Genomic DNA, 21,246 nt, shown 5'->3' with positions numbered 1-21,246 from the left:
TATAATTTAATAACAAACAGTTTTATTTTCCCCAACTCATAGATGCAATAGTTTTAAAATTTGATAAGTAATTATAGTATTAAAATCTAATAAATAAAAAGGACAAAACTTATTATATTAAATCGCTAGATCTAGCCTTAGTTTCTGCTAGATCTAGCATAGCTTCATTTTATTCCTTAGAATCTTTTAATTTTATATCTATAGATAATTCTTCTAATTGTTTCTTAGTAACATTAGCTGGTGCTTCTGTCATTAAGCATGTAGCATTTTGAGTTTTTGGAAAAGCTATTACATCTCTTAAATTAGTCATTCCTGTTAATAACATTAAAAATCTTCCCAATCCATATGCTATTCCACCATGTGGTGGTACTCCATATTTAAATGCTTCTAATAAGAATCCAAACTTACTCCAAGCTTCTTCTTCACTAAATCCTAAAGCTTTAAACATTTTTGATTGAAGCTTAGAATTATTAATTCTAATACTTCCTCCGCCAATTTCATCTCCATTGATTACTATATCATATGCTTTTGCTCTCACTTTATGCGGTTCTGTTTCTAACATATCAATATCTTCATCCATTGGATGAGTAAATGGGTGATGTTTAGCTACATATCTGTCTTCTTCTTCACTGTATTCAAGTAGTGGAAACTCTGTTATCCACAACAATTCAAATACATCATTAGGTATATTATCTAGTTTTTTAGCAACTTCTATTCTTAAATGTCCCAATGAATCATAAACTACACTATCTTTGTCACCTACTATGAAAATAATATCACCATTTTTCGCTTCTGTTCTCTCTAATATAGCTTTAATTTCTTCTTCACTTAAAAATTTTGCTATAGGTGAATTTACAGTATCTTCTTCAACCTTTATCCACGCTAAACCTTTAGCTCCATAAGTTTTAGCAAACTTTTCTAATTTAGATATACCTTTTTTACTAAATGCATTTGCACCTTCTTCAACTTTTATAGCTCTTACGCTTCCACCGTCTGCTATAACACTTGCAAATGCTTTAAAGCCTGAATTAGCTAATATATCAGATAAATTCTTCAATTCATAACCAAATCTTAAATCAGGCTTATCACTGCCATATCTATCCATAGCTTCTTTGTATGTCATTCTTCTAATAGGTAATTTTATATCAATACCTTTTATCTCTTTAAATATTTTTTGTATCAATCTTTCATTGATTTCTATTACATCATCAACATCAACAAAAGACATTTCAATATCAACTTGAGTAAACTCAGGCTGTCTATTAGCTCTTAAATCCTCGTCTCTGAAGCACTTTACAATTTGATAATATCTATCCATACCTGATACCATCAATAGCTGTTTCATTAACTGAGGTGATTGTGGTAATGCATAAAATCTACCTGGATTAACTCTACTAGGTACAAGATAATCTCTTGCTCCTTCTGGTGTAGGTTTTGTAAGCATTGGAGTCTCTATCTCATTAAAATTATTTTCATCTAGAAAATCTCTAAATACTTTCATGGTCTTATGTCTAGTCTTTAAATTCTTTTGCATAAATGGTTTTCTAAGATCTAAATATCTATATTTTAGTCTCATGACATCTGATACATCATCATTATCTTTAATATAGATTGGCGGTGTCTCTGCTTCATCTAAAATCTTCAACTCTGATACAAAAACCTCTATATCTCCAGTAGGCATTTCTTTATTAACAGATTCTCTTTTTTTAACAATACCTTTAATTGCTAAAACATACTCACTTCTAATAACTTCAGCTTTTTTAAAAGCTTCATCAGAAACATCAGTATCGAAAACTATTTGAACTAGTCCAGTAGTATCTCTAAGGTCAACAAAAACTAAACCTCCTAAGTTTCTTCTTTTTTGAACCCATCCCATTAGTGTCACTTCTTGATTTACGTTTTCTTCTCTCAAAACTCCGCACATATGAGTTCTTCTCATGTTACCCATGCTTTCTCCCATAATTAAACCTCCTACAATCTTTTATTAATATTTAAAAGGATGACTTTTTATTGCTATTGTTTAGGATATACTATCTTATAATTTTATAATTTCCTATGTATAAAAAAATAATCTCGTCCGCTGTTATTATAAATAACAGGGACGAGAATTGTATTCCCGTGGTGCCACCCTAATTGGATCATGTTTCCCACTCAAACTATTAACGCTAGTAAACGTATAATCCTACTACAAGATTAATATCACTTTGTTCAGATTATCTACTCCTAGGTGTCCTAAATCAAATTTTACACTGGATTCCACCAACACCAGCTCTCTATAGTAAAATACTTTGACTTATCTCCTATTCATAGTATTTGCATGTACAATTAATGTAATTATAGCTTATATATTTATGTATTGTCAAGGGTTTCAACTCACATATCACCATATTCATTGATGTAATCATCTTTCTACCAAGTTCATTCCATAGTACCTGCTAAAGGTTATTCCATTTCACCAACATATATAATTTTATTTTTATCTAAATAGTAGTCTAAAATAAACTTTCTCAATTCCATTGGATACATTATTACTGACTTTATATTTTCAACATCAATCCATTCATATCCTAATTGGTTGTCATCCTTGTTTTTTGCATGTAAGATATCAATACTACTAGTTAATTGACATTCAAATATTAAATCTACCTGATGAAATCCTGGTGTGTGAATTGAAGATTCATGATAATCCGCAATATATTCACAGACAAATATAATATCTTTCACTTCAACTTTAACTCCTAGCTCCTCGAAACATTCACGTTGTAATGCATTACTAAGCTCTTCACTGGAATTCTGTCCACCACCTGGAAGTGTATAATATATATCTCCTTCCCCTTTCCTATGTTTTATAGCTAATATCATATTATTCTTAATTATAAGTGCTCTAGCTGCATTTCTTATCCCATGTTCATACATACTAAGCTCCCTCCCAATACTTCATTTATTAATTGAAAGTTCTATATCAAAAACTTATTTCTATTGAAGCTTAAACCATTTCAATCATTTCCATAACTTCAATTTGATTTATTATACCATATAATCCATTATTTATAATTCTTTTTATTTGATTTCATTGATATGACACTTAAATCAAAAAATTTTCTAGCTAAATAATTTCAAGCTATAACAATATTAATTTTGAAACATCAACTCAAACAAGACCCCAAACTATACTACTATAATAACTATTACAATCACCAAATCTACTAGGCAAATATCTGAGGTTTCTTTGTAGGTGAATTCAACAGGTAGTTTTATCATTGCTTTTACATCATAAATAAAACTGCCTGTTGTCTGAACCAAGCAAAGATTCTCAGATACTTGCCCCTCTCCACTAGGTAGTGAACCTACAATATGTATTGTCACAGCACTCACAACGCTTTACCCTAAAGAAAGCATAACCGTATAACCTAATAGAAGCTACATAACATCTGCCGCAAACGACCTTGAAGCCTGTGTTTCAACCTTGATTTAATCAAGAAACACAGACTTCACCGAGTTAGGCAGATGTTTTGTAATGCTTCAATCCAGAAAATTTCAAGCGAGATTTCTTCAAAGCACTACTATAACAAAAGCTTTAAAGTATTCAAAAACTTCGAAGCTCCAACCCTAACAAGACCCCAAACACTACAATAACTATTACAACCAAAAAACTAACTAGGCAAGTATCTGAGGTTTCTTTGTAGGTGAATTCAACAGGCAGTTTTATCATCGCTTTTACACATAAATAAAACTGCCTGTTGTCTGAACCAAGCAAAGATTCTCAGATATTTGGCCTCTCCACTAGGTAATGAACCTCCAATATGTATTACATCCTCACTCTCAACGCCTTGCCCTAAGAAATTAAACCATAAATCCTTTAGAAGCTACATGACATTTTTTGACCACGACATTGATGCCTATATTTTTTCATCTTTTTACAATCAGAAAAATATAGGCATCTCCGAGTAAAAAAAATGTCTTGTATGGCTTCAATACAAAAAGTTTAAGCTAAATATCTTCGAAGCATTACTATAACAAAATCTTCAAAGCTTAACTATAACAAAACCCCAAATACCTGCTAGAACAACTATTGCAACCAATAAATCAACTAGACAAGTATCTGGGGTTTCTAATTTTATATCAAAATATTCGTGAGAGCCTTCCTTTTTCTCTCAACCATTTCATCAGTTCTCTTTAAATATTCATAGACATCTTTTACATTAGGAACTCTTTCTATTCTATTATTGTTATGATTAACTATTTTAGACACTCCACCAGCACCCAATGCTATAATTGACTGCCTTTCTTCCATAATCATTATATTATATATACATTCCTTTTCAGGTTTACAATAACCAACATTCTCAAAGTTTCCTAGCATTTGTTTTTGTCTATACATGTAATATGGTTTCATATTCATTTCATAAGTCCATTTTTGAGTAATCTCTATCATTTTTTCTATAGTTTTACCATCAGCTAATGGGTATCTATCTAAATAACCCCTTAGCTTTGAAGCTCTTTTGATTGCCAGTGTATGTATAGTCAAATTATCTGGCATTAGTTTACTAACTTCACTCATGGTCTTTTCAACTTGCTTTACACCCTCACCAGGAAGCCCAACAATCAAATCCATATTTATATTATCAAATCCATACTCTCTAGCATTATTAAAAGCTCTAATAATCTCCGCACCAGTATGTTTTCTGCCAATAATAGATAATGTTTCATCACACATTGTCTGAGGATTAATACTAATCCTATCTATGTTGTTGTTTTTTAACATTTTTAGCATTTCATTAGTTATAGTATCTGGTCTACCAGCTTCAACGGTAAACTCTTCTTTGTTTTTTCCAAAATATTTCTTTAGAGTACATATAATTTTATCTAATTGTTTTACGGATAAAGATGTAGGAGTACCTCCACCTAAATATATAGTATCAATCTTTTTTCCCGCTAATATTTCAGAAGTCTTCTCTATTTCATAAATAAGGTTTTCAACATACTTATCCGTATAATTCCTAAATTTATCAATACTATTAGAAGGAAATGAACAATAAACACATCTTGTAGGACAAAATGGAATACTAGTATAAATGCTGTATTTTTCATTTCTATCTTTTGTTAAATATTTTCTTTCTTGTTTACATACATCTAGCAATAAATTTGATTTTTTATTTGAAATCATATAAATATCATCTAAAACATCATAAATTTCTTTATCAGTTAGCTGTCTGTCCATTAAACTATGTACTATCTTTGTTGGTCTAATTCCTGTCAATATTCCCCATGGAGAAATTTGTCCTTCAAAATCTACAATTGCTTTTAGTATAGATTTTTTCACAGCAATTTTTGATTTCTTTTTTATATTGTCTATGTGTGTAAATGTATTCGATAAGTTTGATATTTTATTTTCAGTGATTAAACAACTATCTTTAAAAATTTTCGTAAATACAGCAGGATTAAATTCCTGCTGTATGATACTTTCTATATATAAATCTTCATTAATTACTTTATCTACGAATTGTATATCATTTGTCTTATATAACGATCTAAGTAATTCAAATACTTCATATTTAAAATCATGCCCAATTAATTTAATATATATCATATTAAAGCACTCCTATTATCTTAAAAATGGATTAGTATTTTTTTCAATTTTTATTGTACTAGAAGGACCATGACCCGGCAAAACTTTTATATTGTCATCTAAATCAACTAACTTACCTTTTATTGATGCCATTAACTGATTTGTAGACCCACCGAATAAGTCACTTCTTCCAACAGAACCAGCGAACAACGTATCTCCTGTAAATAATTTATCATCAACTAGAATGCAAATTCCTCCAGGTGTATGACCAGGAGTGTGAATTATTTTGCATTTAAATTTACCAACATTTATTATATCATTATCTTCTAATAAAGTATCTGGTTTAATCTCAACATTTTTCATTGACATTTGAGCAGATAGATTTTTAGAAGCATCTAAAAGAAGCTCTTCATCTTGCTTATGAACTAATATTGATGCATTAGTTTGTTCTTTTAATTGCTTTAATCCACCAATATGGTCTCCATGGGCATGTGTAAGAATAATATACTTACAAGTCAACCCATAATTATTTAACATAACTAAAATACTATCTGCATCTCCACCCGGATCAATTACAATGGCTTCTTTAGTTTTCTCACAACCTACAATGTAACAATTCACAGCATAAATTCCTACTGGAATTCTCTCAGCTATCATTTCTAACCTCCTTATTTACTAAGGAATAATCTAAAAATAAATTCCCTAATCTAGCAAGTTATTTTTTTCATATCCCTAAAACGTCTTTTTACTATCTATCAATATTGTAACTGGACCATCATTAGTTAAACTAACCATCATGTGAGCTCCAAATTTACCCTTTTGTACTTTTAAGCCAAATTCTTTACATTGTGATACAAAATCTTCATACATCTTTTCAGCCTTTTGCGGTTCTGCTGCTTCCATAAAATTTGGTCTTCTTCCTTTGCGACAATTCCCTAATAATGTAAATTGTGATACTACTAACATTTCTCCTTTAGTATCTATTAATGATTTATTCATTTTGCCATTCTCATCTTCAAATATCCTTAAATTCACTATCTTATCTACTAAGTATTTAGTATCTTTATCTTCGTCACCATCTTGAACTCCTAATAATATCATTAAGCCATTTTCTACTTCTCCTACAGCTAAATCATCAACTGTTACTTTTGCACAACTTACTCTTTGGACTACAGCTCTCATTTCTAAACCTCCTATGTTACAACTCTATATACGTCTATGACACCTTGCATACTTTTAATCTTTTTCATTAAATTATTTAATTGCTCTACATTCTTTATTTCTAATACCATATTAATCATCACTAATTTATCTTTGCTGGTACGTGCATTTAATGATGATACGAATAAGTTTATATCCGTAATTAATTGAGTTATTTGAGACAAAAGCCCTGGTCTATCAATAGCTTTAATTTGTATTTCTGCTTGATAAGAAACTTTCTTATCCGTAGCCCATTCTACATCAATAAACCTTGTTTCCTTGCTTAAATCATTAATATTGGGACAATCTTGTCTGTGAACAGACACTCCTCTTCCACGAGTTATATATCCAATAATTTTATCTCCAGGTACAGGATTACAACACTTTGCAAATCTGACCTTAACATTATCTATACCTTTTATTACTATTCCCTGAGTAGGTTCAGGTTTCTTTTTATATTTATTATTTTTTAGTGGTTCATCTTCTTTTTTGTTTTTATAATATTCATTATGATATTCTTTAAGTTTACTCATTATCTGCTTAATAGTAATACTCCCATATCCTAATTCAGCATATAAATCATTGATTTCGTTTAAGCTAAGTTTTTTAGCTATCTTTTTAAGCCAATCATCTTTTAAGATTTCGGTAAGCTTGTAGCCTTGTCTTTTAACTTCTTTTTCTAAACTATCCTTACCATCATTTATATTTTGATCTCTACCTTCTTTTTTAAACCACTGTTTTATTCGACTTTTAGCTTGACTACTCTTAACAATTTTCAGCCAATCTCTACTAGGACCATTACTATTTGCAGATGTTAATATGGATACGATATTTCCTGTTTTTAACTTATAGTCTATTGGCACTATACGTCCATCAACCTTAGCACCAACACATTTGTTACCTACAGCTGTATGCACTCTATAAGCAAAATCTATTGGTGTTGAACCAGCTGGTAAGTTTATAACATCACCTTTTGGAGTAAACACAAAAACTTCATTAGTGAATAAATCAATTTTTAGAGATTCCATATACTCAACTGGATCATTCATCTCTTTTTGCCATTCCAACATTTGTCTTAACCAAGCTAATTTCTTATCAAAATCATCGCTCTTAGTTTTTCCTTCTTTATACTTCCAATGTGCAGCAATACCAAATTCAGCAGTTCTATGCATATCCATTGTTCTTATCTGAATCTCAAATATCTCACCTTTTGGTCCAATTACAGTAGTATGAAGTGACTGGTACATATTAGGCTTTGGCATAGCTATATAATCTTTAAATCTTCTAGGAAGAGGTTTCCAAAGAGTATGGACAATTCCCAATACACCATAACATTCTTTTACTGAATCAACTACAACTCTTACGGCTGTTAAATCAAAAATCTCTTCAAAAGTTTTATTTTGATAAACCATTTTTTTATATATACTATAAAAATGCTTTGGTCTTCCACTTATTTCATGTTCAATATTAGTTTCATTCAGAGCATTTTCTAACTTATTCATAACATATTGAATATACTCTTCTCTTTCTTTCCTTTTTTTCGAAACTTTTTCCACTAGCTCATAATAACCTTGTGGATCTATGAATCTTAATGATAAATCCTCAAGCTCCCATTTAATCTTGAATATACCAAGTCTATTAGCTATAGGAGCATATATCTCTAATGTTTCCAATGCTATTTCTTTTTTCTTTTCCTCAGACTTGTACTCCAGAGTTCTCATATTGTGTAATCTATCAGCAAGTTTAATAATTATTACTCTTATATCTTTAGACATAGCTATAACCATTTTTCTCATGTTTTCAGCTATTCTTTCTTCCTTTGTCCTGTATTTTATTTTTTTAAGCTTAGTTAAACCGTCTACCAATAAAGCAATCTCATCACCAAAAACTTCTACTATTTTCTCATAAGTTACATCAGTATCTTCTATTACATCATGCAATAAACCCGCTACTATTGTATCAATGTCCATATTTATATTTGCAAGTATAATAGCAACTTCACATGGATGAATAAAGAAACGTTCGCCAGAATTCCTAAACTGACCCTCATGAGCAATTTCAGCAAATCGATAAGCTTTTATAACCTTTTCAATATCTCCCTGAGGGTTATATTGTTCAATTTTTGATATTAATTTTTCTAAAATCATATACTCACCATCTTCTAATGAAAAATAATGTAAAAATCTAAATATATCCATATAATAACTAAAAATAAAAGTATTGTTTGTTAAAAATATCATAGTGTAAGTTATAAAAACAAAATTAGCTAGTTTATTCAAATAATACAATATAGTATATCATATTTTTTGTAGTCTACAAGCAAAATTGTCAATATTAAAAAGTTTAGAAATATTTTGAACTTTATTAATTGATTATAACCAATACTTTGATTACTAAAAATAATATTTGATTTTTAAGAAATTATAATTAAATATTATATTATAAAATATAAAAATGCACAACATGTGCATTTTTTATATATGATGTTATCTTACTGAAGAAATGCTGTATAAGCTCAGTATTTCTGTTAATATTTAATAACTGATTTTACATCATAATTTTCTAAAACTTTTCTTCCATTTAAAAATTCTAATTCTATAAGATATACTATGCCTACAACTTCTCCGCCTAATTTATTTATCATTTGAATTATCGAATGTGTTGTTCCTCCAGTAGCCAATAAATCATCTACTATAACAACCTTCTGTCCAGGCTGTATCGCATCCTTGTGCATTTCCAAAATATCAAAACCATATTCAAGCTCATATTCAAAACTTATAGTTTCATATGGTAATTTGTTGGGCTTTCTAACCGGAACAAAACCCTTATTTAATTTATATGATAATGGAGCCCCAACTAAAAATCCTCTGGCTTCTGGGCCAATTATTAAATCAAATTCTTTATCTTCCAATAAATCAGCCATTTTATTTATAGCCTCTCTAAATGCATCCTTATCATTTAATAATGGAGTTATATCTTTAAAAACAACTCCTTCTCTTGGATAATCCTTTATATCTCTTATTTTTTGCTCTAAATTCATATTATATTTATCCTCCTTATGGTTAATAGATTTACAAAAAAAATAATTACTTTTGTTTTAGTTATTACTTAAAGAATCTTTCAAATCCATATATATTCTATACAAATCATTATTTAAAATGTCTATTCCTCTTTTTCCTGTTATAATCTCTGCTATAAAGTTATCATTTATTTTATCTAACATAACTAAATCACAGTCTTTAAAAATATATAGACTTAATTCTAACTTAAATCTATTGATTTTCATATTAAATAACTTTCTGATATCATTAATAACATGATTAATATTATATTCAGTTTTTTTCTTGTATCCAAGAAAATATTTATATATTGTTCTCATTTCATCAATAGTTGGTATAATATTATTAAGTAAAATATTAAAGTCAAACATTTTCTCTTTTGATTTAATAGCAATAACCTCTTTATTATCGATTGCTTTATAAATATTGTTGTATATTATGTCATATAAATCATCATAAATTATTATCCTTGAGTATTTCTCTAAATTAAAATCTTCGAAAACTGAATTTATCATTACAATATTTTGTTTTGTACAATCATGTAAACTACCATATTCTATACTTGTTCTCTTGAAAAAATCTCTACCTTGATACACTAATTCTTTTATTAGGAATCTAGCATAGTAATAATTATTAACAATTACAGCTGTCGGCACATCATCATTTAATAATTCTATTACTTTTTTATCATCCGTATAAGTATTAGGCAAATTTAAGTTTTTTTCTTTATTATATTGAATTTTACTATTAAGTACTAAATTTAATGTATTTAAATAATTATTATTTAGCTCTTCTAAAACATCATGCTTCAACACTATTTTTTTTAAAACAAGTTGAGGTTTTATAATATCATTATATTTATTAATTTCCATAGAATAAATAATATCTACTTTTTCAGTTTTACTCAACTCATCTTTTAAATTACCTTTATTAAAATAAATTGCATCGACATTATTTTCACCTATATTAAAAGTAATTTTCAAATGTTTATTTTCTTTACCTATTGCTTTCAAATATATTATTTTAGCATCTTTACTCATAAAAACAGGACTAGCATTTCCCATGCCGAAAGGTTCTAATAGACTAAGTTGTTCAATAACATCAATATTTATATCTGAAGATGTCAATTTCATATCGACTCTTATTTCAGGTTTTAAATCTTCACTATCTAATACATCCTTCGCAATATCATTAATAGTTGTTCTGAAACTGTCAATATTTTCTTTTCTTATTGATAATCCTGCTGCTTGTTCATGCCCTCCAAATTTTTCAAATAGAGCTTTACACTTATTCAAATTTGAAAACATATCAAAGTTTTTTATGCTTCTAGCTGAACCTCTACCCTCATCACCATCAATAGATATTAAAATAGATGGTCTGTAATACTTCTCAGTAATTCTTGAACTAACAATACCAATTACTCCATGATTCCAGTTTTCTGAAGCTATAACTAACATTCTTTCCTTTTCTAAATCAATGTTTTCTTCTACTATCTTTTCAGCTTGACAAAAAATATCAGCTTCAATCTTCTGTCTCTTTAAATTTTCTTCATTTAACATTTTAGCTATTTGTTTTGCTCTAATATCATCATTACAAGTCAATAATTCAACGCCATATTTTGCTGAATCAAGCCTTCCACAAGCATTGACCCTAGGTGCAAGCATAAAACCAACATGACCGCTAGTTATTTTTTTATCAGCTAACCCACATACCTCTATTAATGCTTTAAGCCCTTTATTTTCAGTATTTCTAAGCATTTCTAAGCCATGCCTTACTATGATTCTATTTTCCCCTCTTAAAGCCACTATATCAGCTACAGTTCCAAAAGCTACAATAGGAAGATATTTTTCATATTCTATTTCTACATTTTTAGCTTTAGATAAAGCTTGTACCAGTTTAAAAGCAACTCCTACTCCTGCAAGTAATTTAAATGGATACTTACAATCGTCTCGCTTTGGATTAATAACTGCAAATGCATCTGGTAATTGTGACTGACATTCGTGATGGTCAGTTATAATTATGTCCATACCTAAACTATTACAATATTCAACTGGCTGTATTGATGTTATTCCACAATCAACACTAACAATTAAATCTGCTTTAGCTTTATAAATGTTTTCAATAGCATTTATATTTATACCATATCCTTCAGTAAACCTGTTTGGAATATAGTAATTAACATTAGCACCGCATTCTTCTAAAAATAGCTTTAATAATGACGTACTTGTAACACCGTCAACATCATAATCTCCATAAATCCATATATTTTCTTTTTTATCAATTGCATTTATTATTCTATCAACAGTCTTATCCATATCTTTCAATAAATATGGATCGTGCATATTTTCTAGCTTAGGATTTAAAAAACTTCTACATTCTTCTATATCAGTCAAACCTCTATTAACTAATACTGTTGAAACAAGTTTTGTTATACCGAGTTTTCTACTAATATCATCTACAACATTTTTATCATATTTCATATTTTTGATATAAAATTTATTCATATTTTCACCTACAAAAATTACTAAATTCCATAATAATTATAACGCATATTAAACATGTATTCAATTAGATTTTAGTTCTTTACATATTATTCAGTATTTTATTTAGTTTATCCAGATAGTCAGATATGAAAATATTTTGTTGTAACATAAAAAGTTCCCTAAAATAAGAGAACTTTTTATGTGGCTAATTTTTATTATCATCATCTTTTTTTTGTAAAATATCAACGATTTCCATATTTTGTTTCATAGAATCATCTGATATATTTCTTTCTTCTTGTTCGGTTATTTCTGGTTCATTCTTAAATTCTAATTGCTTTTTTAACTCTTCTATTTGTTTTTCGTGTTCTTGTTTAATAACACTAAAATCACTTATTTCTTTTTTTAATCCTCTTATTTTCATTGTCATCTTAAACTGTCGAATAAAACCAAAAATTGCTACTATAATAGCTCCAAAACATGCTGATATTAGTATTATTAAAGCTTGAGACATATTAACCTTTGTAAATAAAATATTTACATCAACGCTTGCTGAATTTTGTAATGCAAAAACTGCAATAAATATAGCAAAAATTAATGAAAAAATAAAACCAATCTGCATACAACCACCTCAATTTTAGTCTTCTACCCTGATTATTCCATATAACTTTGAATAATATGCTGTAAGTTTCTGAATTATAAGATTTCAGTGAATTCGAAGGCATACCGAGTTGGTATATCAAGAATTTAATGGATATTTTATAAACAGAAGGATACAGTATAGTATTTAATTTTCTATGAATAATCTGGGTTTAATAAATAATTCTATTTTTTTTGCATCTTCCCTTCTTTTTAATAAAAAAGGAGTGTTCAAAATGAATGAAAGCAATTTCGTCATTTTGAGACACTCTCTTAAGTTTACTAATTATTTTCGTGAAATTAAAAACTAAGCTCTTTTAGTTCTTTTTTTACCACCATTTTTAAATAAATACCAAACTGGACTTGCAATAAATATTGAAGAATAAGTACCTACAACAACTCCAATGATTAATGGTAATGCAAAATCTTTAACAGCTTCAACTCCAAAGATATATAAAGAAGCTATAGCTAATAAGGTAGTAAATGAAGTATTAATAGATCTAATAATTGTTTGAGATATACTTGTATTAATTATGTCTTCATAGCTTTCTTTCTTCATAATTCTCATATTTTCTCTGATTCTATCAAATACTACTATTGTATCATTTATAGAGTAACCTACTATTGTAAGTATAGCAGCTACAAACGAACTATTTACAGGAACTTTAAATACAGCATAGAAAGCTAAAGCTATACAAACATCATGTATTAAAGCTATAACAGCGGATACACCATATAAAAATTCAAATCTTACAGTAATATATAACAACATACCAACAGTAGCTGCAAATATAGATAAAATAGCTTTTCTTTTAATTTCATCTCCAATAGCTGGACCTATCTTTCTAGCTTGTAATAAGTCATCTTCAGTTAACTCATATTTTTCTTGAAACTTACCGAATACTTCTTGTCTCTTTTTATTATCCAAGTCGACTATAGTCTTTATTATTACTTGACTTTTGTTTTCTCCTGCATGGATAATTTCAGCTTTAGCATCAAATTCATCTGTTATCTCTCTTATTTCACTTACTTCTATTGTTTTTCCCATTTCTATTTGTAAAAGTGTTCCTCCAGTAAAATCTATAGCATAATTAAATCCACTTGTTATAAGCACAACTAATCCTATTATAATTAATAAGCATGATATTGCAAAAAACAAGTTTCTTTTCTTAATTATATTCACTATTCTCCCTCCTATGCTCCATATAACTTGTTATTTTTAGTAATATTTAAACTAATAATTAACTTAAGCAGATATTTTGTAACAAAGACAGCAGTTATCAGCGAAGCAATTATACCTATTACTAATGTTACTGCAAAACCTTTTATTGGACCAGTTCCAAAATAGAATAAAACAATACCTGCAATTAAAGTTGTAATATTAGCATCCATAACAGTTTTTATTGCCCTTTTAAAACCTGCATCCACTGCAGAACGAATTGTCTTGCCCGCTCTTAATTCTTCTTTAATTCTTTCAAATATTACTACATTTGCATCAACAGCCATACCAATTGATAATATTAAACCTGCTATACCAGGTAAAGTCAATGATGCTTTCATTAGTATCATTGAACCTAATACTAATAATATAAATATAGTTAAGGCAATATCAGCTATGAAGCCTGGGATTCTGTACATGATAATCATGAATAAGAATATTCCTATTAGACCAATTCCTGCAGCATAAACACTTTTATCTAACGATTCTAAACCTAAAGTAGGTCCAATAACTGATGATTCCATTTCTTTCATTTCTAATGGTAATGCACCTGCTCTTATTAATGTTGCTAAATTTGATGCTTCGTCCACTGTGAATTTACCAGTTATTTGAGCTTTACCATCTGATATTATCAAACCTCGTTGTAATACTGGAACAGAAATTGGTTTTCCGTCAAGTATAATAGGAATAACTCTCTCCTCATCAGTAGATTTGGTACTTAGTATCTTAGTTAGCTCAGCAAATTTTTTAGCACCATCTTTATCAAATTGTAAATCTACAGCTGGTTTTTTATATTGGTCAAATCCCATTTTAGATTTACGAACATTTTCACCTGTTAAAACCACATTGCCTTGTGGGTCTGTAAATTCTAACTTAGCAGTCTTGCCTATCATATCTAAAGCATCTTGTGTATTTTTTATACCAGGAAGCTCTATTCTAATTCTCTTATCACCTTCTATAACAATAACTGGTTGTGTAACTCCAAGTCCATCAACCCTTTCACTAATTATAGACTTAGCTTCAATCATTTTTTCCTTAAGATCTTCACCAGTTAAATCTGTTTGAGCTTCTAAAACTACGAATACTCCACCCTCTAAATCCAGTCCTAACTTTATATCATCCTTTACTGGAACTAATTCAAATTTGCCAAGATTTAAGCCATAAAAGGAACTATATGTTAACATCCCAACTACAGCTATAATTAAAAGAAATATTACTGCATTTCTTTTGTTCATTTTTTCCTCCTCCTTAATGATTAATAATTCTTAGTAAAAATTACTTTAATATTATTTCTTATGCTTTTGAGCATAAATTACATAATCTTTTGCTGATTCTTTTAACTTACATATTTCATCTTCAGTTAATTCTCTTATAACTCTAGCTGGAGAACCCAAAACTAAAGAACCAGATGGTATTTTTTTACCAGGTGTAACAACACTACCAGCTCCAATTAGTACATTATCTTCTATTTCTGAGCCATCAAGTATTATTGATCCCATACCTACTAAAACATTATTTCCAATTTTACAAGAATGAAGTATAGCTTTATGACCTACTGTGACACAATCTCCAACAACAGTAGGAATTGTATCATTTACATGTATTACACTTCCATCCTGAATATTAGTGTTATTACCTATTTTTATTGCATTTACATCTCCTCTTAATACACAATTATACCATATACTTGTATTTTCTCCTAATTCAACATTTCCTATTACTGCTGCACTATCTGCAATAAAACATGAATTATGATATTGAGGAATTTCTCCATCATATTCAATGAGCATATAACTATTCCTCCTGCAATAAATTAGCATTCACTGATATTGCACATTCAATTCTTTTTCTTTCCATTTCACAACCAACTTTATAAGGCTTGCTTATATCACCATTAGAATAATAAGCATTTGCATGGCAACCACCACTGCAATAGTATCTTGCCCAGCACTGGCTACAATCTTCTTTACTTAAAACATTTACTTTTTTAAAGCTATCTCTTATGTCAGTATTTATTATACCATCATAAACATTTCCCATTCTAAATTTAGTATCTCCAACAAATTGATGACATGGATATAAATCTCCTTCCGGTGTAACAGCCATATATTCAGAGCCAGCACCACATCCAGATAATCTTTTATATATACATGGACCTTGATTTAAATCAATATTAAAATGGAAAAACGAAAAATTATCAGCTTTCTTTTTAATATCTAAATAAAATTTAGATAATTTTTCATATTCTTTTAAAATAGTCTCTAAATGTTCATCTCTTATTGCATAATCATTTTTTAAATCTGTAACTACAGGTTCAATAGAAGTTTTCTTAAAGCCTAAATCATAAAAATGTTTTGCATCCTCACTAAAATCAAGATTTTTAGAAGTAAAGGTACCTCTAACAAAATAATCCTTATCGCCTCTCATTTTAACCATCTCTGCTATATTAGAGATAATTGAATCATAACTTCCTTTATTATTTATTGTTACTCTCATATAATCATTAACTTCTTTTCTACCATCTAAGCTAAGAACTACATTACTCATGTGTTCATTAATGAACTCCATTTTAGGCTTGTCTAATAAAACAGCATTAGTAGTAATAGTAAATCTAAAATTCTTATCATGATCTTTTTCTAGTTCTCTACCGTAATAAACAAGTTCCTTTACTACATCAAAGTTCATTAAAGGCTCACCGCCAAAAAAATCAACTTCTAAATTTCTTCTAGAACCTGAATTTTGCACAAGATAGTCTAGTGCCTTTTTTCCTACTTCTAAAGGCATTAATAATCTTTCTTCTTCATTATAATCTCCTTGTGAAGCAAAACAATACTTACATCTCAAATTACAATCATGTGCTACATGTAAACATAAAGCCTTTACCAAGTTGTTTTTATTATAGTCTAAATCTTCAGGATAATTACTTTCAGAATACAAAATACCCTTGTCTACTAAATATTCAACTTCTGCAATTCCTTCTTCTATAGACTGTCTATTATATTTATTCTCCAATTTAGCTATAATATCCTTTTTATCATACTCTTCAAATAAATCTAATATGTCCCATATTAAATCATCAATTATATGAACAGCACCACTATTAATATCTAATACTATTTTCTTACCATTTTGTTCAAATTTGTGTATCTTTAACATAAGCTTCCTCCTGTATTATAATTCCATTTATCATTTTACAGCAAATTTCATCTATAATCAATACGTAATATTTTTTATAATTTAATACTATACATGTGTATAATTTTAAATTAATTTTACCATGTCCTAATTGAATAGACTACCTAACAGCAGCCACAGCTACGAAAAAAGCAGTGGCTTACCACTACTTTTTACTAGTTCTTATTCTCACAGCTTTGATTTCCAACAGTACAAGATGTTTTACAAGCTGATTGACATGATGTTTGGCATTCTCCACATCCACCATTTTTTGCTGTAGTGTTTAAGTTTTTAGTACTTAAAGTCTTTATATGTTTCATTGAAAAAATCCTCCTCAAACTTTATTTTACTTAAAAATTATAACACAACATATATTCATTATAAAGAGCTATTTTAGATTAATTCCAATAATCCCACTAATTACACCAACAATTAATCCAATAAGGCTTTTAATTAATATGTAACTATCCATAGCAAAAGTCTTGTTATAAAAGCTACTAAAAATAATAATTATAACCATATATAAAATTCCTACTATACCACCATTTAACCAGCCTTTGTTAGTCACCTTCATTGACATACTAATAGAACCTACTAATATCGAAATAATCATAATAACTGTATTAATAGTAGGTATCGTTTCCTCTGATAAACTACTATAAGTTAAAATTAATGCATAAACAATAAAAAAAACAACAGTAATTAAAAAAGATAAAACTAAACTTTTAGTAATCTTCATAATATAACTGTCAGAATTTGATTTTCTCATACATTCACCTCCTACAACCCTTACTCAATATTTATGCATTAATCATTCATTTATTACTAAGTATAAAAAATCTTAATTATTAATTTTTTAACCATACTTCTATTAATCTATTTAATAAACAGTGTTTATGTGTTGTTGATTCTCCATTTGTTGTGCTTTAAATCAGACTGTTTATCTTAATTTATATAAAAAAACGCTGATTTCAAACTATTTTAAGTTGCTAAAATCCTATATTATGCAAAAATACGTCAGACTGAACATTAACAATCTGACGTATTTTTCTCATTCTCTTTTTCAAGGTTTTCTTGTACAGTGTTCATTAAGTCTTCTAGGTAATTTTCCATTGTTTCCTTAGCTTCTTTATGGTCTTCTATTTTTCTATAATTTGGTATTTCTGTATTTATCTTTTTTTAATTCTGGAGCTGATTATTCTACTTCTTTTATTATCTTTTTTGATAGGTGTTTCATTATTCTTTCTGGAACTTTTTTTATTGTATTTGCCTCAGTATGTGTACTATCAATACTTACTGATTTTTCTTTTATTATCCCTTTATTTATGCATTGTATAATTATTTCTTTCATTATGTCATCTATTGATATATCTTTTAATCTTTGTCTCCTGAATTTTGAAAGTAAACTTGCCTCCAGTAATTCTTCTTCTGGATTTATCCCTAAAAACCACATGTATGCTATATTTACGTTTGCTTCTTCTATTACTTGTCTATCTGAAAAATTATGTAAGTATTGCAATATTAATAATTTTATTATCATTTAAGGTTATTTAGCTGTTCTTCCATAATATACACAATAGTTATCCTTAAACAAATCATTGATAAAACTAAAGTCAATCGGCACTATTTACTGCTTCCTCGGTTTTTTTCATAGATTCTTCCATTTTTTTATAAAATAAGGGAAGCTGTTTATGTAAAAGAGTTTTGACGGAATAGCACACAGGCCTGAAAAAATCACCGTCTCCATCTAACTTCAAAGGACAGCCTCCTCCGCAAAGAAGAGAATATATACAATCCCTGCATTCAGGAATTTTTTCTATATTACGGTTACGTATTGAGTTTTCCTTGAACTCAATTAAGGGATGATACTTTCCTATAGTAAAACGATCCTCACCAACACACCCTAAGCATGGATAAATATCGCCATAGGGGTCAAACACCATGCCATCTACGTGGGCGTAGCAATAGGAGTACAAAGGATTTATGTCTCTTCCATACACTAAGTGATCTAGTATTGAATTTTTTTTAGTTATAAAATTGTTTATTCTTTCCCTATCCACGGACGAGTACTTTATATCCGAATGATATATTTCAGTCATTATATCAGATCGTTCATCATAAGAGTCTCCAAGCAGTGTAGTCAATTCAAACGATAAATTGTCCTTATATCCTGAAAATCTGTCAAGAAGCTTTTCTCTTAAATTAATTCCTTCCTCGCAATTGCTTTTGTCAAGGTTCATTCTGATTCGAATATTTATCCCGCTTTCTAAACACTTCTCTACACCATCCATAATTTTTTTGAACGTAGGCTTTCCGTTAGCTAAGACCCTCCTGCTATTGTGAGATTCTTCATCGCCATCTAAAGTGACTAGAACTTGAGAAATATTTACAGACAAAATTAAATCAAGGAATTCTGTCAGATAATACCCATTGGTGAAAATTTGATATGTTTTGTCGGAGGCTTTATTAAAAAGATGTTCCAAAGCGGATCTGTTCTTTGGAAGTAACGGCTCTCCTCCAAAAATACATATATCCTGCACGCCCTCACCCGCAAGCTTTAAAGCGGCATCAATTTGTTCAGGAGTTATGACCTCTTTTTTAAGATTAGCATCACCCTCAAAGCAATAAGGGCATCTGAAGTTGCAGTCATAAGTCATAACAAAGGTGATAGTTCTTTGTTCTTTTTGCCTTTTAACGTGCTCATTGCGCAATACCTTTAAAATTTCATTCTTTTTGGCTATTTCCTCTTCAGTATTATTTACCAGATATCCCCTAGATTGGAGATTGCTCAATAACTCAGCCTCCAAATCATTCTCCGTTATAATCTCTTCACAAGCCTGCCACTTGGACAAAGTTTCGTAAATAGGGGCATCAATTTCGTCCATAGTGCCTGTTAAAGAATTTATCAACAGTTTTTTGTTATCGTGTATGTCTACAAATATCATATGTTTAATTAATTTCATCACTTTCCCTCCCTAAAGCTGATTTTTGTGTTAATGAAGTCCCACGCTTGCCGATAATGTCCAAAGTATATATACCAAATATCAATCATCTCCACCAAGATTATGGCGCACACATAATTTCACAACAAATACATTGCCGCGAACCATAATAATCAAAATGTTTGACAGGATGTTATCTGTGATAAAAAACCCTTCTATCACTGAACACTTTAGATTATTGTGATAGAAGGGTTATGTAGCTTAGCTTTTTTCGAATCAAATATTCAGTAAGAGAGTAATCTAAACCACTTTATTAAGTTTAGTATTCACAACACCACTGATTACCAATTCCTATCATTTGGTTTCCCTCACGCTTAACTATTTTTTGTAATTTCCAACTAGCTTTAACAACTGGCTTCATTTTCATTATATTTTCACCTCCCTGATATGACATTATGTTACATTTATTTTTTATTATACCATGGTATATATATGAATTATACTAAATTATTTATTAAAAGTCAATGTATTTTACATATTTACTAAATGTCTCCTGGTGTTCGAGGAAATTTTGGACTGTATTACATTAATCAGGTACTCGCCGCCCATAAGATCGGTATAACAGCCCTCAAGATTCCAGGTCAGGGTCTGATAGTCGAGTAAATATGAAGAATTTCTCCCTCTTTCTCCTCTACGAACCGTACTTGATAGTTTACCATCATACGGCTCAAGCATTTGATGAGGAGGAAAAGATGAGTAATTACAATAGATTATTAACAATTTAGAGACTAAAACTCGAAAAAATACGTAGTTATTTACCTAATTATCTTGATTTAATATGCAAAGAGGAGGTATCATTAGTAGATTTACTTGAATTAACAGAAAGAAAAGTATTTAAAAACGAGAGAGCTTGAATAACAAATAGGATATTTACCAGTAGATAAACAAGGTGCCAATCTATTCT

18 protein-coding genes and 1 other annotated feature are annotated in these 21,246 nt (G+C 29.2%); all 18 genes read right to left on the bottom strand.

All coding sequences use genetic code 11. The features are described 5' to 3' along the window. Positions 1-169 precede the first annotated feature (169 nt). Entirely contained in the window at positions 170-1,960 is a 1,791-nt protein-coding gene (gene aspS, locus AYC61_RS12440; protein ID WP_066502796.1) for an aspartate--tRNA ligase, read from the bottom strand. Between the two features lie 134 nt (positions 1,961-2,094). Continuing rightward, positions 2,095-2,317, bottom strand: a binding site (T-box leader). Between the two features lie 125 nt (positions 2,318-2,442). Beyond that, entirely contained in the window at positions 2,443-2,916 is a 474-nt protein-coding gene (locus tag AYC61_RS12435) for an NUDIX domain-containing protein (RefSeq protein ID WP_066502793.1), read from the bottom strand. Positions 2,917-3,168: 252 nt separating this feature from the next. Next, the gene (locus AYC61_RS12430) at positions 3,169-3,375 is read right to left on the bottom strand and encodes a hypothetical protein (RefSeq protein WP_066502791.1); all 207 of its coding nucleotides are present in this window, start codon (positions 3,373-3,375) and stop codon (positions 3,169-3,171) included. Between the two features lie 742 nt (positions 3,376-4,117). Beyond that, positions 4,118-5,590 carry a coproporphyrinogen dehydrogenase HemZ gene (gene hemZ, locus AYC61_RS12425; protein WP_066502788.1) on the bottom strand — a complete coding sequence of 491 codons (1,473 nt, stop codon included), beginning with the start codon at positions 5,588-5,590 and terminating at the stop codon, positions 4,118-4,120. A 15-nt stretch (positions 5,591-5,605) separates the two neighbouring features. Further along, entirely contained in the window at positions 5,606-6,226 is a 621-nt protein-coding gene (locus tag AYC61_RS12420) for an MBL fold metallo-hydrolase (protein ID WP_066502785.1), read from the bottom strand. A gap of 75 nt (positions 6,227-6,301) precedes the next feature. Then, positions 6,302-6,751 carry a D-aminoacyl-tRNA deacylase gene (gene dtd / locus AYC61_RS12415; RefSeq protein ID WP_066502781.1) on the bottom strand — a complete coding sequence of 150 codons (450 nt, stop codon included), beginning with the start codon at positions 6,749-6,751 and terminating at the stop codon, positions 6,302-6,304. Between the two features lie 11 nt (positions 6,752-6,762). Further along, the gene (locus AYC61_RS12410; protein WP_066503129.1) at positions 6,763-8,913 is read right to left on the bottom strand and encodes a RelA/SpoT family protein; all 2,151 of its coding nucleotides are present in this window, start codon (positions 8,911-8,913) and stop codon (positions 6,763-6,765) included. A gap of 383 nt (positions 8,914-9,296) precedes the next feature. Beyond that, positions 9,297-9,809 carry an adenine phosphoribosyltransferase gene (locus tag AYC61_RS12405; protein ID WP_066502774.1) on the bottom strand — a complete coding sequence of 171 codons (513 nt, stop codon included), beginning with the start codon at positions 9,807-9,809 and terminating at the stop codon, positions 9,297-9,299. 57 nt (positions 9,810-9,866) lie between these two features. Then, positions 9,867-12,332 (bottom strand): single-stranded-DNA-specific exonuclease RecJ, encoded by a 2,466-nt coding sequence (gene recJ / locus AYC61_RS12400; RefSeq protein WP_066502771.1) that lies wholly within the window; start codon positions 12,330-12,332, stop codon positions 9,867-9,869. Positions 12,333-12,516: 184 nt separating this feature from the next. Beyond that, positions 12,517-12,930 (bottom strand): LapA family protein, encoded by a 414-nt coding sequence (locus tag AYC61_RS12395; RefSeq protein ID WP_066502768.1) that lies wholly within the window; start codon positions 12,928-12,930, stop codon positions 12,517-12,519. A 324-nt stretch (positions 12,931-13,254) separates the two neighbouring features. Then, a complete protein-coding gene (gene secF, locus AYC61_RS21310; protein ID WP_066502766.1) occupies positions 13,255-14,130 on the bottom strand; it encodes a protein translocase subunit SecF in 876 nt (291 codons plus the stop codon). 11 nt (positions 14,131-14,141) lie between these two features. After that, positions 14,142-15,401, bottom strand: a complete 1,260-nt coding sequence (gene secD, locus AYC61_RS21305) for a protein translocase subunit SecD (RefSeq protein ID WP_066502764.1) — start codon at positions 15,399-15,401, stop codon at positions 14,142-14,144. Between the two features lie 51 nt (positions 15,402-15,452). Further along, positions 15,453-15,956: a gamma carbonic anhydrase family protein gene (locus tag AYC61_RS12380; protein WP_066502757.1), complete on the bottom strand. Its 504-nt coding sequence runs from the start codon at positions 15,954-15,956 to the stop codon at positions 15,453-15,455. 4 nt (positions 15,957-15,960) lie between these two features. Then, positions 15,961-17,322 carry a thioether cross-link-forming SCIFF peptide maturase gene (gene scfB, locus AYC61_RS12375; protein ID WP_066502755.1) on the bottom strand — a complete coding sequence of 454 codons (1,362 nt, stop codon included), beginning with the start codon at positions 17,320-17,322 and terminating at the stop codon, positions 15,961-15,963. Positions 17,323-17,516: 194 nt separating this feature from the next. Continuing rightward, a complete protein-coding gene (gene scfA, locus AYC61_RS12370) occupies positions 17,517-17,660 on the bottom strand; it encodes a six-cysteine ranthipeptide SCIFF (protein WP_066502752.1) in 144 nt (47 codons plus the stop codon). Positions 17,661-17,728: 68 nt separating this feature from the next. Further along, positions 17,729-18,109 carry a TIGR04086 family membrane protein gene (locus AYC61_RS12365; protein WP_066502749.1) on the bottom strand — a complete coding sequence of 127 codons (381 nt, stop codon included), beginning with the start codon at positions 18,107-18,109 and terminating at the stop codon, positions 17,729-17,731. 426 nt (positions 18,110-18,535) lie between these two features. After that, entirely contained in the window at positions 18,536-18,880 is a 345-nt protein-coding gene (locus AYC61_RS12360) for an IS1182 family transposase (protein ID WP_066502747.1), read from the bottom strand. Positions 18,881-18,953: 73 nt separating this feature from the next. Further along, the gene (locus AYC61_RS12355) at positions 18,954-20,303 is read right to left on the bottom strand and encodes a radical SAM/SPASM domain-containing protein (RefSeq protein ID WP_066502745.1); all 1,350 of its coding nucleotides are present in this window, start codon (positions 20,301-20,303) and stop codon (positions 18,954-18,956) included. Positions 20,304-21,246: the final 943 nt, after the last annotated feature.

Source organism: Abyssisolibacter fermentans (assembly GCF_001559865.1).
GTDB lineage: Bacteria > Bacillota > Clostridia > Tissierellales > MCWD3 > Abyssisolibacter > Abyssisolibacter fermentans.
The sequence above is the reverse complement of the archived record's forward strand: the minus strand, read 5'-3'. Positions and strand labels throughout refer to the sequence as shown.

Bases quoted from the DNA above. Each gene is read 5' to 3' on its own strand.
- aspS (WP_066502796.1), bottom strand. From the start codon at position 1,960: ATGGGAGAAAGCATGGGTAACATGAGAAGAACTCATATGTGCGGAGTT.
- AYC61_RS12435 (WP_066502793.1), bottom strand. From the start codon at position 2,916: ATGTATGAACATGGGATAAGAAATGCAGCTAGAGCACTTATAATTAAG.
- hemZ (WP_066502788.1), bottom strand. From the start codon at position 5,590: ATGATATATATTAAATTAATTGGGCATGATTTTAAATATGAAGTATTT.
- AYC61_RS12420 (WP_066502785.1), bottom strand. From the start codon at position 6,226: ATGATAGCTGAGAGAATTCCAGTAGGAATTTATGCTGTGAATTGTTAC.
- dtd (WP_066502781.1), bottom strand. From the start codon at position 6,751: ATGAGAGCTGTAGTCCAAAGAGTAAGTTGTGCAAAAGTAACAGTTGAT.
- AYC61_RS12405 (WP_066502774.1), bottom strand. From the start codon at position 9,809: ATGAATTTAGAGCAAAAAATAAGAGATATAAAGGATTATCCAAGAGAA.
- recJ (WP_066502771.1), bottom strand. From the start codon at position 12,332: ATGAATAAATTTTATATCAAAAATATGAAATATGATAAAAATGTTGTA.
- AYC61_RS12395 (WP_066502768.1), bottom strand. From the start codon at position 12,930: ATGCAGATTGGTTTTATTTTTTCATTAATTTTTGCTATATTTATTGCA.
- secD (WP_066502764.1), bottom strand. From the start codon at position 15,401: ATGAACAAAAGAAATGCAGTAATATTTCTTTTAATTATAGCTGTAGTT.
- AYC61_RS12380 (WP_066502757.1), bottom strand. From the start codon at position 15,956: ATGCTCATTGAATATGATGGAGAAATTCCTCAATATCATAATTCATGT.
- scfB (WP_066502755.1), bottom strand. From the start codon at position 17,322: ATGTTAAAGATACACAAATTTGAACAAAATGGTAAGAAAATAGTATTA.
- scfA (WP_066502752.1), bottom strand. From the start codon at position 17,660: ATGAAACATATAAAGACTTTAAGTACTAAAAACTTAAACACTACAGCA.
- AYC61_RS12365 (WP_066502749.1), bottom strand. From the start codon at position 18,109: ATGAGAAAATCAAATTCTGACAGTTATATTATGAAGATTACTAAAAGT.
- AYC61_RS12360 (WP_066502747.1), bottom strand. From the start codon at position 18,880: ATGATAATAAAATTATTAATATTGCAATACTTACATAATTTTTCAGAT.
- AYC61_RS12355 (WP_066502745.1), bottom strand. From the start codon at position 20,303: ATGAAATTAATTAAACATATGATATTTGTAGACATACACGATAACAAA.